Source organism: Chryseobacterium sp. JM1 (genome assembly GCF_000737715.1).
Classification (GTDB): Bacteria; Bacteroidota; Bacteroidia; order Flavobacteriales; family Weeksellaceae; genus Chryseobacterium.
In genome coordinates, this window is the sequence record NZ_JPRN01000022.1 from 21,796 (window position 1) to 37,754 (window position 15,959).

Below are 15,959 nucleotides of genomic sequence, written 5' to 3' on the forward strand. Positions count from 1 at the left end.
CATAAAATTAGTATAAATTTGCGCGTTTAAAAAAAATAAGCTGACATGGCAGACGTTACAGAAGATGGTTATCATTTTGACATAAAAAAACTTTCCTTTATGGGAGTTTTAGTCTCTCTCGGAATTGTTTTCGGAGATATCGGGACATCACCGCTTTACGTAATGAAAGCGATTGTGAATGCAAGAGATGGCGGTAGTAATATGCCTTTCAACGAATACATAGAAGGAGCTCTTTCCTGTATTATCTGGACCCTTACTCTTCAGACTACGATAAAATACGTAATCATCGCTCTAAGGGCAGACAACAAAGGAGAAGGAGGTATTTTGGCTTTATTCTCATTAGTTAAAAACCTCAAAAAAGGATGGCTGTATCTTATTGCCATCATTGGGGCAGCAGCACTGGTTGCAGATGGTGTCATCACGCCTTCGCTTACCGTGATGTCAGCTATTGAAGGTCTTGAAATATATAATCCTCATACACCTGTTGTTCCTATTACGATCGGAATTCTGATTGTCATATTTGTGGTACAGCAGTTTGGAACCAGTTTTATCGGGAAATTTTTTGGCCCTGTAATGGTAGTTTGGTTCCTGGTTTTAGGAGGTTTGGGAGTAATGCATTTAAGTGAAAACTTCGAAATTCTGAGATCTTTCAATCCTTATTATGCGTACAAGCTTATTGTCAATTCTCCAAGTGCCATTGTTATTCTTGGTGCTGTTTTCCTGTGTACAACCGGAGCTGAAGCTCTTTATTCAGATTTAGGACACTGTGGGGCAAAAAATATCAGAGTAAGCTGGGGATTTGTTAAAGTGATGCTTATCTTAAACTATCTTGGACAGGGAGCGTGGCTTTTAACCAATCATGCTAAACCCGGATTTTCTGTGGTGAACCCATTCTTTGGAATCATGGAAGAATGGATGATTGTACCGGGTGTAATTATGGCGACTGCGGCAGCTATTATTGCAAGTCAGGCCTTAATTACGGGTTCTTTTACCATCTTTTCTGAAGCGATGTCACTTAATTTATGGCCTAATCAGAAAATTGATTACCCTTCCGGAGTTAAAGGACAAATGTATATTCCGAGAATCAATTGGGGACTTTTGATCTTATGTATTATCGTAGTACTTCATTTCAGAGAATCAGGAAAAATGGAAGCCGCCTACGGATTGTCCATTACAGTAACAATGCTGATGACAACAGTCCTGCTGGTTTTCTGGTTATTAAAACATAGAGTAAGCAAAGTATTGATCGTGTTTTTTGCCTTAGTTTATATGGCGATTGAACTAGGATTCTTCAGTGCCAATATCATCAAGTTCATGGAAGGTGGATGGATTACTGTAGTTTTAGCAGGCTCTATCGGTATCTCTATGTATGCATGGTACAATGGACGACTGATAAAAACAACATTTATCCAGTTTGTAAAAATAGAGAAATACGTATCGATCATCAAAGATATGAAGCTGGATGAAAGCATTCCAAAATATGCAACCAACCTTGCTTATCTGAGCAGAGCTAAGAGAAATGATGAGGTAGAATCTAAAATCATCTATTCTATCATCAAAAAGCAACCGAAACGGGCAGATCATTATTTTATATTAAGCATTGTCAATCAGGAAGATCCGTATACATTTAAATATACCGTAGACGAGATTCTGCCGGGAACCGTATACAAAGTCAATTTCCTTTTAGGATTTAAAGTAGACAGAAGAATCAATGACTATTTTAATATGGTATTGAAAGATCTTATGGCCGATGGAACCATTCCTTCAAGAAGCAGCCATCCGTCTCTGAGAGCCCATAATATCCCGCCGGATCTGAAATATGTGATTATAGATAATACGTATATTAACGATATACTTTTAACGGTTAAACAGAAGATTGTACTCAATATCTACAACTTTGTGAAGTACATCGGAAGCGATGATTTCAAGGCCTGGGGAGTATCCTCACACAACGTGGAAGTGGAGTCTGCGCCTATCACAGAACTTACGATTTATGACAACAAGATTGAGCAGTCTGGCTTCATCCGTCACAACTCCTAAAAGTCCGGGTTGCAAACCATGAGGTCTATTTAAATAAAAATCAATAAATTTGTAGATAATTTTTTTGATGGATACAATACAAAAAGAAAAAAATATTGCCTTGATCAAGGATGTTTTAAGAAATTACCTGCTAGAAAAGGGTTTCAGAAACACGCCTGAACGATATACGATATTAGAAGAGATTTATAATATGGATCATCACTTCAATGTGGATGATCTGTATCTCCTTATGATGCAGAAGAAATATCATGTTTCAAAAGCAACCATTTACAACACTATTGAAATTTTCCTTGATGCAGGATTGATCCGTAAGCATCAGTTTGGAGAAAAAACATTGACCTCTTCATCTTATGAGAAGTCTTATTTTGACAAGCAGCATGACCATTTGGTGATCTACAAAAAAGGCTCTGATAAAGAAATTGAAGAAATCATCGAATTCTGCGATCCAAGAATCCAGGGAATAAAAGAAGCAATTGAAGAAGCATTTGGCGTAAATATTGATTCGCATTCGCTGTATTTCTATGGTACTAAGAATGATTAATCAATGAGAATAATCCTTTTTCTGTTAATTTTTATTTCTGCGTTCAGTTCCGCACAGGACAATAAAACGACGCAGGTGGATCCTTATGTTCAAAATAAAGGGAAAGCTTCTCCGGTAGTGCGCCCTGAAGATAAGGTGAAAATCATCCATTCCGATGAATTTAACAAAGATACCAAGTACGAAGGAAACCAATATTTGGTAGGTCATGTTCAGATAGAGCATCAGGGATCTATTCTTTATGCAGATGAAGTTATTCTTTACAACGATCAAAGTATTGTAAAAGCTATTGGTAATGCTAAGTTGCAGAATGCAGACGGTTCTGTAATTACTGCCCATGAAATGGAGTACAACGGAGCTACCCAGAAAGGGGTTGCCAGAAAAGATGTTGTTCTTACCGATCCTAAACAGACCATTAAAACAGATATCCTTTATTACGACAAGCTTGCCAATCAAGCTTATTTCAATACAGGAGGGACAATCAGTGACGCACAAAATGTGATGTACACGAAATCAGCGACCTATTTCCTCGATACCAAAATGATTGATTTTGTTGGGAATGTGAAAATAGACAGTCCTGATTATATCATTGAAGGTCCCAATATCAAACAGAACCAGAATACAAAAGTAGCTGAGTTCTTCGGACCTACTACGATCACCAACCGTGCCAATCCTAAAAACAGAATCTACACCGAAAGAGGAACCTATAGAATGGAGACTAAGGAAGCTTTCCTTAACAAAAACTCCAAGATCTTTTATAACGACAAGATCCTGACCGGGGATGATATGTATTTTAACAATATCACAGGTTTCGGAAAAGCAACCGGAAATGTTACATTAGACGATCCCAAAGAAAGAAGATACATCAAAGGAGGGTATGGAGAAGTTTTCCAAAAGAAAGATTCAGCCATGATGACCAAAAGTCCTTATGCTGTTAAGATCATGGAAAAAGACTCTATCTATTTTGCAGCAGAAAAAATCCTTTCTTACCAGCGACCGGATTCAGCGGATATTACCATTAAGAAAAGTTTTTTAAGAGCTTATAAAAAAGGACGTATCTACAAATCCAATGCACAGGGAAGAGCAGATTCCATCGCTTTCAATGAAACAGACGGGATCATGCATATGTATACCAACCCAATTCTTTGGAGCGGTGAAAAACAGGTAACCGGAGACAAAGTAGAAGCCTATTTCAATACAAAAACTGAAAATATAGATTCACTGAAAGTAATCGGAAATGCCTTCGCCATCAGTAAAGTGGATTCATTGAACCTTAAAGATGAATTCAACCAGGTGAAAGGAAAATTCATGACCGTTTACTACCAGAATAATGAGATCAAAGAAGCGAGAGTAGTTGGGAATGCCCAATCCATTGCTTACGTAGACGATGTGGATCAGGAAACCAAACAGCCGCAGAGAATAGGAATTACCCTTTCTACCTGTGGAATCATCGGAGCTTTATTTGAAGAAACCGGATTACAGATTATATCGTGCAGCATAGGTGCCAATTCGGATACCTATCCCATGAGTATGATAGAACCGGACAAAAGAAAGTTCTCCGACTTCAATTGGAATACCAAAGACCGGATCAGAAAATGGCAGGACATCCTTGTCGACAGTCCCAATTATGAGGAAATTAAATATACTTCTGATAATGAGTTGTTTAATAAGGCTCAGGAGGCTGTAGATAAAGAAAGAGCCAAAGAAGAAGCCAAAAAGCCGAAACGGGTACGAAAATAACAGCAGGAATTTTCAACGAAAAACAATAAATCACCATTTTTTAGTAAGAAATGGTGATTTATTTTGACCAAAAAAGTGGACTTATTCTTAATATCTAGTAAAATTGTAGACTTTTATCTTAAAAATAAGCATATCGGTGACTCGCGAAATACCTTATGAAATCTAGGTTTTTATCCTTTGTTTATATTATTAATATTAATTTTTTACTAAGGTTGTTCTTTGAATGCTAATATTTTATAAATTTAATACACCTAGAATGATAAAAAAATTTTAAAAATGAAAATCAATTATTTCCTCTTGGTTCCTATTCTTTGCTTTATAGGGATCAGCGCACAGGTTGGGATTGCAAAAGCGCCCGGTTTCCAACCTGACGAAAGAACACTTCTGCATGTAAAACAAGACAACAATGCAGCACGGATGCCCAGGTCCAACACAGCTGCAGTTCTCCCAACCTCTGTTACCGGTACCACAGGAAACGGTACCCAAAGTTCCATTATCTTCAACAGAGAAACCGGAAGTATTGTACAGAACGATGGTACAACCTGGAAAATTTCAGATCCCATCGTGACGACCTTGAAGAACAACAAAATGGCACGTTTTATAAGAAGTGCTGCCATCACTGCAGATTGCGGAACCTGCGGATTGGGGTGTGGAGGTGTCAACCGGCTTTGTCCGCAGACCGGAGGAGCAGTGGATGTTCCTTTTACAAGTTCCAGCCCGAGTTATAATGATATTACAGCAGATGTTTCGCTTGCCGCTGCTACCAGTAATGTCATTAATATCAAAACAAAAGGATTGTATAAGATCTCCTTTAAAAGTGGTGCGATTGATGTAAAAACACCTTCTCTCTGCGTAGGCGTAACCATTAATCTATACTCAAAGGTTGATTTGGAAACAAGTACAGCCGCTGCTCCCACTACCTGGAAACCTATTACAAACAATTCCACAAGCTCTACCAGCGGTGCGTTATCCTTAGGAAGTTTATCGCCTGGATCTATTGATGTAGGACAGTCATTGGTTCTTACGTACATAGGCAGTTTTGAAGCTGGGGATAATTTACGCCTAAGGTTTTATGGAAACCAGAACATTGGTTCAGGTGTTTGTACCGGTATTATTGGAGGGAATGTACTGTCTTTCTCAATGAATACTACAGGAAATGCCGTGTCAGAAATTATTGTCGAAAAAATAAATATGCAATAAGATGAAAAAGATTCTATTAATTGTAGTGCTTTTATTTCAATATGGCATCAACGCACAGGTAGTGATTGGGGGTAATATGATCAGCAATCAGAATATAGTAAAAGTAAAGGATGGAACGAAAGGAGTCATACTTCCATATTCCACGACCTTTACCGCTTTTCCCAAATATGACGCTGCATCATCAGATCTCTTTAGCGACTATCCCAATCTTGTAGGTGGTCTTATCTACAATAAAGCTGATGACCAATATTATAAGTATGACGGTTTTGCCTGGAATCCGGCAAGACAGATACAGGGAATTTTTCAGCCTAAAGGTTCAAGACTGGGCATTTCTTCAGGAATTACCATTCCATGTTTAGCTTTCGGTCTTGGAATATGTCTTTCTCTGGGGGCTCCGGTTTATCTTGCTCCTGATAATAAAAGCCAGGTGCTTGTAGATAATCTGCTGCTGAAGAATGCAAGCTCGGTAACGATAAAACAAAACGGAATGTACGATATAGCGGCAGCTCTAGGCTTTACAGGAGGCAGTGTGGGCGCTCAGTTGGGAGTTACCGAATTTAAATTGACATTACAGGTAAAATATACGCCGGCTTCAGACTGGGAAACCATCGTTACCAAGACGAACTATTCTCTGGTATTTATCATCGATACTCAGGGTAGTAAAACATCCAGCTTTGCGCAGACCGTATCTTTACCTGCCGGTGCTGAACTGAGAGTTGTTCCTACCATAACAACTGTTGGAGGCTCAGGCGGGTCTCTGTCTGCTTACGGGACAGATACCAATTCTATAAACTCATATATCGGAGCACGTTTAATTAAAGCCTACTAATCATGAAAAAATATATATTCTGCCTGTTCATGTTTTCATTAACGGTGTACAGCGCACAAGTCAATTTCACCAATATACCCAATCCTGATTCCAATGCCAATGGCAATGATCAGGTAATGATGTATATCACCAATACAAGTGAAGCGACAGGAGTTAAAGGTTTTGGATTACCTGCTGTTGATACTCCTACAGATTTGCCTAACACGGGCGTAAATGCACCTGCAACCAGAATAGAAGCTTTGCGAGGAATGCTCCTGTTTGTAAAAAGCACAGGCGAGGTCATGGTATTTGATGGGCTCGTTTGGAGTAAAGCTTTTGAAATAGAATCTGATAATGTTTCCAGATTTGCAATAAATCCGGTCAATACCAGTTCAGGTTCCGTGATGCTTCCCATCAGTTCTTTGATTGATAAGCCTAATTTTTTAGCAGATCCGTTAAAGCTTAAAACCAATGCTGCAACAACAGGTGCTGATCTGAACAGACTCTATATCCGCCAGAGCGGTTTGTACAGAGTGAACGTAAGTCTGAATTTTACCGGAGCAGCCGGCGCATTCAGCAGCAGATTAGGGGCAAGTTTATATGTTAACGATGCCAAGAGATTTCAGCTTTTGGAAAACACAGTGAATTTCGACGGTACAATTCGGAAAATCAGCTTAGATTTCTCAGTGTACATCGTTCAGGGACAGTACATCACCCTGGAAGCGATTTCTGAACTTGGAGGTACAACCGCCTATAACGTTATTAACAACAGTTTTGTTACGGTGGAAAAAGTACTTTAAACCAGCTTTCTACTTTTTATTATTTATATTGAATTGCCCTTGAGATCATCAGGGGTGATTTTTTTATTCCCTACAGATAATTTCTGCATGTGCCGAATCTTTTTTAGCTTTGCTGAAAATTTCGCGACAATGGAGATGCACAAGGACTTTTTTATATATCAGGCACAGACTACAAAATTTGCAGCAGGTTTTGAAGTTGAAAAAGCAGAAGGAAGCTATATCTACGGAACAGATGGGAAAAGATATCTGGATTTTGTAGCCGGCGTTTCTGCCAATACTTTGGGACATTCGCATCCTAAAGTAGTACAAGCTATCAAAGAACAGGCAGACAAATACCTGCACGTCATGGTGTACGGAGAATATGCACAGGAAAAACCGATCGCATTGTGTAAACTGCTGGCAGAATCTACGCCTGATCCTTTAGAAATCACTTATCTGGTGAATAGTGGAGCAGAGGCGATTGACGGCAGTCTGAAACTGGCCAAACGCTATACCGGAAGAGAAGAAATTGTTTCCTTTAAAAACTCATACCACGGGAATACACACGGAGCTTTGAGCGTATCAGGAAACGAAACCCATAAAAGAGAATTCCGTCCGTTACTTCCGATGGTCAGCTTTATTGAATTCAATAATGAAAATGATCTTGATCAGATTACAGAGAAAACAGCATGCGTCATTCTGGAAACCATTCAGGGAGCAGCAGGATTTTTAGTTCCTGAATGGGATTATCTGATTAAGCTGAAAAAAAGATGTGAAGAAGTAGGAGCGCTTCTTATACTTGATGAAATTCAACCCGGATTCGGTAGAACAGGGAAATTATTCTCTTTCGAGCATTTCGGAATTGTTCCGGATATTCTTGTCATGGGTAAAGGAATGGGAGGCGGAGTGCCGGTAGGTGCTTTTATGAGTTCCAGAGAAATTATGGAAACACTGTCACATTCCCCTAAATTAGGACATATTACAACGTTTGGAGGGAACCCTTTGATCGCAGCAGCCAGCCATGCTACTTTGAAAGAAGTTCTGGAAAGCGGGTTGATGGAAGAGACCTCTGAAAAAGAAAAACTATTCAGAGAACTTCTGGTTCACCCGAAGATTAAAAATATCAACGGAATGGGGCTGATGCTGGCCGTTAATCTGGGAACACCCGAGTATACCCTTGCCGTTGCTAAAAAATGCATGGAAAAGGGCCTTATTGTATTCTGGCAGCTCTATAGAAATGAGTATATGAGAATCTCCCCACCGCTTACCATCTCATCAGAAGAAATCAGGCAGGGATGTCAGATCATTCTGGATGTTCTGAACGAAGATTAAATGATACAGTCTCTCCACTCCGGAGAGATTTTTTTATGCATCACATGGCTTTTTTTATGCTGAAAATCATATTCTACAGCGTTTTAAAACCAGTGATAAATATCATGAAGATTCTTTAAAAAAGTAATTGCTTTTTTGTGTAATAAAAAAATTAATTTATATATTGCGGGACGATAAAAACAAAGATTATATGGCGAAACATAAAGTCCATTACGAATTTCCAATGCATTGTTTATCAGAGATTTTATATGAATATCTGGCAACAGCGGAGGGGTTATCTGAATGGTTTGCGGATGAGGTTACAGAGAAAGGCGATGATTTCTTTTTTAGCTGGGGCGGAGGACCTGCCGAAAAGGCCACTTTGATTAGATATAAGCCGGAAGGTTTCGTACGTTTCAGATGGGAAGAAGATGAGGGGACTAAAAATTTCTTTGAAATGACTATCACAATAGACGATATTACAGAAGATCTGGCTCTGAATATTACAGATTTCTGCGAAGAAGGTTCTGAAGAAGAGAATGCATTGTACTGGGAAAACCTGATAGAAAACCTTAGAATAAAATTAGGTGCGGCATAAGCCGGACGCTATTAAATGGTAAAACTGATGAACGATTTATCGTTCATTATTTTTTTATAAATAAATCACATCAAAAATTGGAAAATCAATATTTTACATCAGACGGATTAAATGTAAAGAATAGAGCGTTCCTTTTGGGCGACGCAGTGAAGGTTTCTTTCTTCGTAAGAAACGGAGGACTGATCATGGATGAAGAGTGTTATTTCTTCCTGATGGCTTCCATGAGAAAGATGAGAATGAATATTCCGCTTACCTATACGCTGGAGTTTTTTCAGACCCTTTTTCATAAAGATGTTATCGATGGTAAAGGAATTAAAAACGGAATTATCAATTTTCAGGTTTTCAGGAATCATGATGCTGTAACGGTTTCGAAATCTTCAGTGTCCTATTTCTATGAAGTAACAGAGTCGGATGATGTGCTTACTGTTCATCAGAGACCTCTGGAAATGGACCTTACCAAGGAAATCAATGTCAATAATAATTTATTAAGCAATATCAGGGTTCACTCCCCGGAAAATATTTACGGAGGCATCTATGCGGAAGAAAATGATCTGGATGATGTGATTCTGCTTAATCCCAATAAAAGAATTGCACGTACCACTTCAGGAAATCTATTGTTCCTGGAAGGCAATGTGATCAAAGTTCCCAAGCAGTCTGAAGGCGCATACATTTCTCCTTTGATGGAAAATTTTGTCACTTTCCTGCATAAAAATAACCTTGCGGATATTCAGGAACACGAAATTATTGCTTTTGAATCACAAAAAGCCGAAGAGATTTTAATGATCTCCGACGAGAAAGGCATATTTTCTGTACGTAAAATAAGAAATAAGACTTTTGAAAGCTCCCGTTTTATAGAAATGGTGGAAAGCTGGAAAAATAGTTTTCAATAAATTGACAAACCCGGTAAACAACAAAGTACCCAAGTCCTTTACCGGGTTTTATTCTGAATAGATCAGAAATTGTTTCTTTATTTAGTATTCACGGATGATATCTGTGAATTTTTGTGCGATTTCTTTCTGTCCCTTTTCACTGGTGACATACTCCCTGTCCTTGGTATTATTCATAAAGCCGAGCTCTACCAGAACCGCAGGCGCTTTCGTCTCTCTCAGCATGTGGAGATTGCGTTCCTCGATTTTAGCAACATTAAATTTCTTTGAAATTTTTTCAGCAAGTTTTTTTGAATGGTCAGTATTCTGAATATATACCTCAGTTCCCTGTTTTGGAGTTTCCTTCTCAGGGTTGCTGTTCATATGAAGAGAAATAACGATCTCCGGATTCAGCTTATTGATCATAGCTGTTCTCTCCTGAAGAGTAGGATAAGCATCAGAATCTCTGGTGAGAATAACTTCGTACTGGTCCTGATTCTCATTAAGCTTCTTGATCTCCTTAGCAATATTTACAGTGATCTCTTTTTCGGAGACTTTCCCATAAACAGATCCCATGTCATTCCCGCCATGTCCGGCATCTATAACGATGTATTTTTTGTTGACTGGGGTGAATGATAGAAATGAAGCGGAAAAGGCTGATAAAGCAAGTAGTTTAAATCCTCTCATGGTAGTGATTTTTGGTTGTTCAAATAACGTGAATTCTTTCTTTAAAATTGGTTAACATAATCTTAAAGTTTGTTAATGTTTTCACATCTATTAAAAACGAATTCAGTTAGTTAAGCGAAATGTCCTCGGGTGAGTTGGCCCAAAGCAGATATTCTCCGCCCAGGTTCTGCATAATAGATTTCCAAAGCGTTTGGTCATTGGGAAGCGTATAGTCCAGATTATATACATCCACCACCGTCCAAAGCTTTCTCTGAACTTCCTCATCAAGCTGTCCGGCAGCCCATCCTGAATAGCCGGAAAAGATTTTCACATCATTAATGCTCAACTCCTTATTAAGAACTGCACTGATGATGCTTTCAATATCTTCCGTGATATAGAAATCCTTGCTGATCTCAGAATAGATTTCGGTAACCTTCTTTTCTTTAACGATAAAAAAGACTTTATCGTTCTCTACAGGTCCGCCGTCATAGACCTCTATTTTGAAGTCAAAAAAGTTTTTGAACTTACTACTCATCTGGCTGTTTTTCTTGTTTAAAATCAACCCAAATGCGCCGCTTTCATTATGCTCAACGATCAGCACGACGGATCTCGAAAAAATATCTCCGGAAATGTCAGGGGTGGAAATTAATATTTTACCTTTGTATGAGTAATTCATACTCAAATTTAATAAAAAATATTTATGGAAAACCTGCACGACAAAAGAAAAGTGTATGAGAAATCCCAACTTATTGAAAGTGAGATAAAACAAAATCCCATTGAACAGTTTAGAGACTGGTTTTTGGACGCCAGCAACAGCCCGACGGTCTCTGAAGCCAATGCTATGGCGGTTTCTACTTTAGAAGAAGACGGATGTCCGAGGACAAGAATGGTGCTGCTTAAAGAATATACCTACGAAGGCTTTATTTTCTATACCAACTACGACAGCAAAAAGGGAAAAGCAATAGAAAACAACCACAAAGCCTGCCTTCATTTTTTCTGGCCCAATCTGGAAAGACAGATCATTATCAAAGCTGATCTTGAAAAAATTGCTGAAAACCTCAGTGACGGATATTTCCACTCAAGACCGAAAGGAAGCCAGCTGGGGGCTGCTGTATCTCCACAAAGCCACGTAATCCCGAATAAAGAATACCTGGAAGAAAAATTAAAAGAACTCGAAAAACAATACGAAAACAGCGAAGTGCCAAGACCTGCCAACTGGGGCGGATATATCGCAAAACCTTATGAAATTGAGTTCTGGCAAGGCAGACCCAACCGTCTCCACGACAGGATTATTTATCAGCTGGAGGATGTGGACTGGAAGATTTCACGACTGGCACCATAGGAATTAAAGCTAGAGATTGGAAGTTAGAAGTTAGAAATTGGATACCGGAAGTTCTGGTAGAGAAATTGGTCTTTGTGGTCTTTTCTATCCATCTATTGAGTCTGATTTTCTATATCTAAAGAGATGTCATTTAAAATTCAATAGGAGTGGGCTTTAGTCCGCTTTCCCTTTATATACATTTCAGCAGCTTCAGCCAAAACCTAAAAATGATAAAAACATTAAAGGAATCTGTAAATGCCTTCCGGATTCTACGGATGATGCTATTTCAGGGTAGCTGAGATTCTCGAAGCCACCTATGCCCACAAAAAAAGCCGCTTCCTAAGAAGCGGCCCTTGATTTTTTTTAATCTGAATGATTATTTTTTCTTAGCACCAGAAACTGCATTAGATAAATCAGCTCCTGCTTTGAATTTAGCAACTTTTTTAGCAGCAATTTTGATCGGTTTTTTAGTTGCAGGGTTGATACCTTGTCTAGCAGCTCTCTCAGCTACTGAGAAAGTACCGAAACCTACTAAAGAAACTTTTCCGTCTTTTTTCTTTAGAGTAGTAGTTACATTACCAATGAATGATTCTAAAGCAGCTTTAGCTGCAACTTTAGTGATTCCTGCATCTTTTGCGATTGCGTCGATTAATTCAGACTTGTTCATAATTTTTAATATTAAAGTTAGTTCGTAATTATAGCAAATATAATACTATTTTCTAATTGTGCAATTATTTTATTAAAAGTTATAAAAAAATTTTGCTTTTCGGTGAAAACAGTTAAAATATGATAATTTGACTTTTCACGTAAAATCTACGTTACGGCTCACTAAAATCATGCCAAATGCTTATGAGTATTGACTTTAGCAAAAAATTAATATTATTTCCTTCATTTATTAAATCCTGAATTTCGTATAAACTATTAATATTTTTAAGGATATGTTTGCATAATTTATAATTAATGACTTGAAAACTTGTGTAATACAAAATTAAATAGCTGGATTCGTGGGAGTTTTAAATTGATTTCAAAAGGCGGATTTATTAATTTTTATTAATAAATTTGCAACATGTTAATAGAAGTTTTCAAGTCTAAGATCCATAGGGTACGGGTTACGGCCTCAGACCTTAATTATATTGGGAGTATAACGATCGACGAAGATCTTATAGAAGCTGCCGGTCTGGTAGTGGGAGAAAGGGTCTATATCGTCAATGTGAACAATGGAGAGCGTTTTGATACCTACGTTATCAAAGGGAAAAGAAAATCCGGAGAAGTATGTCTGAACGGGCCTGCCGCAAGAAAAGTACAGCGTGATGATATCATTATTATTATTGCTTACGCGCAGATGACACCTGAAGAAGCTAAAGTCTTCCAGCCGAAGATTGTTTTCCCGGATGAAAAAACCAATCTTCTAACCTAATCCATGGATAAAAAATCAAAAAATCCTTTAAAATCAATACTAACAATAGTAATATCGCTTGCTTTTGCAGGCTTTTTTTTATGGCTGGCCTTAAAAGGTCTTGATTTTAAAGTGATTAAAGCATCTTTGGCGAAAGCTAATTATCTCTGGGTACTTTTCGCATCTGTATTTGGTATTCTGGCTTACTGGTTCAGAGCCGTGCGTTGGAACCTGATGCTGGAACCTATGGGACATAGGATTTCAAATTCAAACTCACTGTGGTCTATATCTTTCGGATATCTGATGAATCTTACCATCCCAAGAAGTGGTGAGCTGGCGAGAGCTACTGCTTTATATGGTGTGGAAAAGGTTCCGGTTGACAAATCTTTTGGGACCATTATTCTGGAAAGAGTGGTAGACCTTATATGTATGATGGGTTTTCTGGGGCTGACATTACTCTTTAAATATGAAGCGATTCTGTCTTTTTACGAAAATTCAGGCGTTAATATTAATCCAAATAAGGTATTGCTGGTTCTTTTGATACTGGCTGGAGGTACGGTGGGATTCTTTATATTCAGAAAGAAACTTGCAAACGTTCCGTTTTTAGGAAAGATCGTGAATTTTATTGACGGAATTTTCGAAGGACTGGCAACCATATTTAAACTGAAAGAAAAAGGGAAATTCATTCTGTATACATTAGGAATATGGATTTCTTACTACTTTGCAGCGTACTTAGTATGCTTTGCACTTCCTGAAACCTCTGATTTTACCATTGCTGACGGCTTCTTCATTATTGTGGTCGGCACCCTGGGAATGATTATTCCTGCCAGTGGCGGGATTGGGGCTTTCAATCTGGCGATGAAGTTCGGTTTTATGGCTCTTTTTATCTCTATGGGTAAAAGTGCGGAATTAGGAGGCGAAATGGGACTGACCTATTCATTTATTTCACTTCCGCTGCAAATTACCATCATGCTGGTCATGGGATTGATCTCTATTCCGATGCTGGCTAAAGCAAGAGCAAAAGCTGTTTCCGATCAGGAATTTAAAAATTAATTGTACAGAATTTTTTAATCTATAGAAGTCCGGTTTTTTAGCCGGATTTTTTTTATGCCATTTTTACGCCCATTAACAACCTTATAGGTTTCCAAAACCTATAAGGTTTATTATTTTCTCCCGTTAGAAAAAACTGAATAATATGCCACAGTTAGAAGGTCTTGTTTTGAATCAGCAGCCGTATGTTAAAACCCTATTAAAATTAGACATTTATACTATTGATCGCACGCCATTTATTTTTTTATCAATAAATTTGGTCAGTTCACAAATCAAATTTATCTTAAACAAAAAATAATTAATAATCTAAAACACTATGGCAATTAATTTACAGAAAGGACAAAAGATCGATATAGGGCTTACAAAAATGACGATAGGACTGGGCTGGGACCCGAATGAAGGAACAGGTTTCGACTTCGATCTGGATGCTTCTGCTATCATGATTGACTCCGACAGAAAATTAATCAATGAGGAATGTTTTGTTTTTTATAATAACCTCCAGTCTCCCGATGGTGCACTGACTCACACAGGAGATGATCCGAGCGGTAAAAACAGTGATGGTGACGATGATGAGGCGATTATTGTAGATCTTGAAAAAGTAGATTCGAAAGCAGAAGAAATACTTTTTGTGGTCACTATTGAAGATTTTGAAAGAAGAAAACAGAACTTCGGACAGGTGAGAAATTCATACATCAGAATTGTGGATAACAGCACCAACCAGGAGATCGCAAAATATGAACTGGATGAGGATTTCTCCATCGAAACCGGCGTAGAATTCGGAAGACTGTACAAAAGAAACGGAAGCTGGAAATTTGAAGCTTCAGGAATCGGTTACAGAGCAGACCTGGCTTTCTTCCTTGAGAAATACTACAAAGGACAGATCATTAAATAATTATATTTTCAAATACACAAAACGATAACTATGGCAATTAATTTACAGAAAGGTCAAACGATTGATTTAAGAAAAAATGACCGTGGAGAAAGTGTTTACGATCTTTCAAAAGTAACGATCGGTTTAGGATGGGATGTAAGAAAGCAGGGCGGTTTTTTTGGGAAACTGTTCAGCAAAGAAGCGGAATATGATCTTGATGCCGTCGCATTTCTTTTAGACGGAAACGGTAAAGTAGCCAATCTTGGAAAAACAGTACAGACGAATGACGGAAGACAGATCGCGCTCTACCAGGGTGATGTGGTTTTCTTTAATTCCATGCAGCATCCAAGCGGAAATATATGGCTGACCGGAGACAACAGAACCGGTGCCGGAGATGGTGATGATGAGCAGATCATCGTTAAACTTGACCAGCTGGATGAAAGCTATCAGAAAATATTATTCCTGGTGACTATTTATCAGGGAAAACAAAATAACCAGCATTTCGGAATGATCGAGAATGCCTTTATCAGAGCCGTAGATGCGAAAGGTAAAGAGATTACAAAATACAGTCTTTCAGGTGATTCCAGTATGAATGGTAAATGTGCAATGGTTTTTGCCGAAGCTTACCGTCACAATGGAGACTGGAAGTTCCGTGCTATCGGAGAACCTCACCAGACGGATAACTTTATAGAAATCCTGAAGCAATACGCGTACAGCAATTAAACCTGAATATTTATCAAACTCAAAAGCCGGCAGGGAAGTTTTCAACTTCCGC

Annotated in this window: 17 protein-coding genes; 14 read left to right on the forward strand and 3 right to left on the reverse strand. The window is 38.3% G+C overall.

Going from position 1 to position 15,959, the window contains the following annotated elements; translation table 11 throughout:
• Nucleotides 1–45: 45 nt before the first annotated feature.
• The 9 genes from IW22_RS22285 to IW22_RS22325 all read left to right on the forward strand — a co-directional run bounded on the left by IW22_RS22285 (nt 46) and on the right by IW22_RS22325 (nt 9,904).
• Entirely contained in the window at nt 46–2,040 is a 1,995-nt protein-coding gene (locus tag IW22_RS22285; protein ID WP_034731530.1) for a KUP/HAK/KT family potassium transporter, read from the forward strand.
• 67 nt (nt 2,041–2,107) lie between these two features.
• Complete coding sequence (locus IW22_RS22290; protein ID WP_034731532.1) at nt 2,108–2,581, forward strand: Fur family transcriptional regulator; 474 nt, start codon at nt 2,108–2,110, stop codon at nt 2,579–2,581.
• Nucleotides 2,582–2,584: 3 nt separating this feature from the next.
• Nucleotides 2,585–4,318 carry an OstA-like protein gene (locus IW22_RS22295; protein ID WP_034731533.1) on the forward strand — a complete coding sequence of 578 codons (1,734 nt, stop codon included), beginning with the start codon at nt 2,585–2,587 and terminating at the stop codon, nt 4,316–4,318.
• 276 nt (nt 4,319–4,594) lie between these two features.
• Nucleotides 4,595–5,518, forward strand: a complete 924-nt coding sequence (locus tag IW22_RS22300) for a hypothetical protein (RefSeq protein ID WP_034731535.1) — start codon at nt 4,595–4,597, stop codon at nt 5,516–5,518.
• Nucleotide 5,519: 1 nt separating this feature from the next.
• Nucleotides 5,520–6,347: a hypothetical protein gene (locus tag IW22_RS22305; protein WP_034731537.1), complete on the forward strand. Its 828-nt coding sequence runs from the start codon at nt 5,520–5,522 to the stop codon at nt 6,345–6,347.
• Nucleotides 6,348–6,349: 2 nt separating this feature from the next.
• A complete protein-coding gene (locus IW22_RS22310) occupies nt 6,350–7,126 on the forward strand; it encodes a hypothetical protein (protein WP_034731539.1) in 777 nt (258 codons plus the stop codon).
• A gap of 135 nt (nt 7,127–7,261) precedes the next feature.
• Nucleotides 7,262–8,437, forward strand: a complete 1,176-nt coding sequence (locus IW22_RS22315) for an aspartate aminotransferase family protein (RefSeq protein ID WP_034731600.1) — start codon at nt 7,262–7,264, stop codon at nt 8,435–8,437.
• A gap of 190 nt (nt 8,438–8,627) precedes the next feature.
• Nucleotides 8,628–9,014 (forward strand): START-like domain-containing protein, encoded by a 387-nt coding sequence (locus tag IW22_RS22320; protein ID WP_034731603.1) that lies wholly within the window; start codon nt 8,628–8,630, stop codon nt 9,012–9,014.
• Nucleotides 9,015–9,091: 77 nt separating this feature from the next.
• The gene (locus IW22_RS22325; RefSeq protein ID WP_034731541.1) at nt 9,092–9,904 is read left to right on the forward strand and encodes an aminotransferase class IV; all 813 of its coding nucleotides are present in this window, start codon (nt 9,092–9,094) and stop codon (nt 9,902–9,904) included.
• An 81-nt stretch (nt 9,905–9,985) separates the two neighbouring features.
• Here IW22_RS22325 and IW22_RS22330 read toward each other — a convergent pair whose 3' ends face one another.
• Complete coding sequence (locus IW22_RS22330) at nt 9,986–10,567, reverse strand: N-acetylmuramoyl-L-alanine amidase (protein ID WP_034731545.1); 582 nt, start codon at nt 10,565–10,567, stop codon at nt 9,986–9,988.
• Between the two features lie 106 nt (nt 10,568–10,673).
• Entirely contained in the window at nt 10,674–11,222 is a 549-nt protein-coding gene (locus tag IW22_RS22335; RefSeq protein ID WP_034731547.1) for a YqgE/AlgH family protein, read from the reverse strand.
• A 24-nt stretch (nt 11,223–11,246) separates the two neighbouring features.
• On the opposite strand from IW22_RS22335, the gene pdxH reads away from it, so the two are divergent.
• Nucleotides 11,247–11,888, forward strand: a complete 642-nt coding sequence (pdxH, locus tag IW22_RS22340) for a pyridoxamine 5'-phosphate oxidase (protein WP_034731549.1) — start codon at nt 11,247–11,249, stop codon at nt 11,886–11,888.
• A 355-nt stretch (nt 11,889–12,243) separates the two neighbouring features.
• Here the strand turns inward: pdxH and IW22_RS22345 are convergent, their stop codons facing one another.
• Nucleotides 12,244–12,534: an HU family DNA-binding protein gene (locus tag IW22_RS22345; protein WP_002976900.1), complete on the reverse strand. Its 291-nt coding sequence runs from the start codon at nt 12,532–12,534 to the stop codon at nt 12,244–12,246.
• A 399-nt stretch (nt 12,535–12,933) separates the two neighbouring features.
• On the opposite strand from IW22_RS22345, the gene panD reads away from it, so the two are divergent.
• The 4 genes from panD (at nt 12,934) to IW22_RS22365 (ending at nt 15,907) form a co-directional block, all read left to right on the forward strand.
• Nucleotides 12,934–13,284, forward strand: a complete 351-nt coding sequence (gene panD, locus IW22_RS22350) for an aspartate 1-decarboxylase (RefSeq protein WP_034706528.1) — start codon at nt 12,934–12,936, stop codon at nt 13,282–13,284.
• Nucleotides 13,285–13,287: 3 nt separating this feature from the next.
• The gene (locus IW22_RS22355) at nt 13,288–14,316 is read left to right on the forward strand and encodes a lysylphosphatidylglycerol synthase transmembrane domain-containing protein (RefSeq protein ID WP_034731551.1); all 1,029 of its coding nucleotides are present in this window, start codon (nt 13,288–13,290) and stop codon (nt 14,314–14,316) included.
• Nucleotides 14,317–14,629: 313 nt separating this feature from the next.
• A complete protein-coding gene (locus IW22_RS22360) occupies nt 14,630–15,205 on the forward strand; it encodes a TerD family protein (protein WP_034731553.1) in 576 nt (191 codons plus the stop codon).
• 30 nt (nt 15,206–15,235) lie between these two features.
• Nucleotides 15,236–15,907 carry a TerD family protein gene (locus IW22_RS22365; RefSeq protein WP_034731555.1) on the forward strand — a complete coding sequence of 224 codons (672 nt, stop codon included), beginning with the start codon at nt 15,236–15,238 and terminating at the stop codon, nt 15,905–15,907.
• The last annotated feature ends 52 nt before the right edge of the window (nt 15,908–15,959 follow it).